The sequence below is a fragment of the Azospirillum sp. TSO35-2 genome (genome assembly GCF_003116095.1).
In the GTDB taxonomy this organism is placed as follows: Bacteria; Pseudomonadota; Alphaproteobacteria; order Azospirillales; family Azospirillaceae; genus Azospirillum.
The window spans coordinates 1-1,408 of record NZ_LGRA01000009.1; the positions used below are offsets into that span (position 1 = coordinate 1).

At 68.7% G+C, this 1,408-nt stretch carries 1 protein-coding gene; it reads left to right on the forward strand.

Annotation, left to right across the window (positions count from 1 at the left end; translation table 11 throughout):
- Positions 1–1,408 (forward strand): autotransporter-associated beta strand repeat-containing protein (locus TSO352_RS07390; protein WP_199231530.1); only part of this gene is annotated, 1,408 nt, incomplete at both ends.

Here is a 1,408-nt window from a genome sequence, read left to right on the forward strand (position 1 = left end):
CTGACCCTGTCGGGCGTGGTCAGCGGCACCGGCTTCAACCTGACCAAGGACGGCAGCGGCACGCTGACGCTGACCGGCACCAACACCTACACCGGTTCCACCACCGTCAGCGCCGGCACCCTGGCGCTGAACAGCAGCGCCGGCACCGCGCTCGCCGACGGCAGCGCCGTTTCGGTGGCGTCGGGCGCCACGCTGAGCCTGGTCTCGGCGACCGAGACCATCGGGGCGCTGAGCGGGGCCGGAACGGTCGCGCTGGGCGCCAACGCGCTGACCGTCAGCCAGACGACCTCCACCACCCTCTCCGGCACGATCACCGGCAGCGGCACGCTGACCAAGGCGGGCAGCGGCTCCCTGACCCTGTCGGGGACCAACAGCGGCGCGACCTGGGCCTCGACGGTGTCCGGCGGCACGCTCACCGTCAGCACCGCCGCCAACATCGGCTCTGGAGCCCTGACGCTGGACGGCGGCATCTTCAATGTCACCAACACCACCGGCAGGACCAGCGCCGATGGAACCGGCAGCGGCGTCTACAATGTCTTCTTCAACGATGTCGTGATCGGCAGCGGTGGGGGAACCATCTCCGGAAACAATCCGGCGCTGAAAGGGGCGCTCAGCGGGACGGGGACGCTTACCGCCAACGTGCTGGGCATCTGGAACGCCAGCGGCTACAGCGGCAACATCACCTTGAACGCCAGCGGTCAGCTCGAAGCGTTCGGGACCAGCGGATTTGGCAGCGGCGCCATCACCGCCAACGCGTCTTCCACGATCTGGATCGCCGGCAGCAGCCGAACCTTTGGCAACAACATTGTTCTCGCCGGCAACGCCTCCATAAGAAGCGACAACGACGCTACGGTGCTCGTCAGCGGGGCTGCCTTCACTTTTTCCGGCACGATCTCGGAAAGCGGTGGCGCGCGCACCCTGACCATCACCAATGACGATTCGAGCAACGCCTTCGTCCTGTCGGGCACCAACAGCTACAGCGGCACCACGACCATCAGCGCCTCGTCCAAGGTTTCGGTTTCGGCGAACGCCAATCTCGGCAGCGGAAGCAGCGTGTCGATGGGCGCCGGCGCGACCCTGGACATCACCGGCTCCGGCACCACCATCAGCAAGGCGGTCGCCCTGTCGGGCGCCGGCACGCTCAGCGTCGGCAGCGGCGCCACCGCCACCCTGTCGGGCGTGGTCAGCGGCAGCTACGCCCTGACCAAGAGCGGCACGGGCAGCCTGACCCTGTCGGGCAGCAACAGCTACACCGGCACCACCACGATCAGCGCCGGCACCCTGGTCGCCGGCAGCAACAGCGCGCTGGGCACCACCGCGGGCGGCACCATGGTGTCGAGCGGCGCCACCCTGGCGGTCGGCAGCGGCATCACCCTGGCGGAAAACCTGACCGTCTCCGGCACCGGCG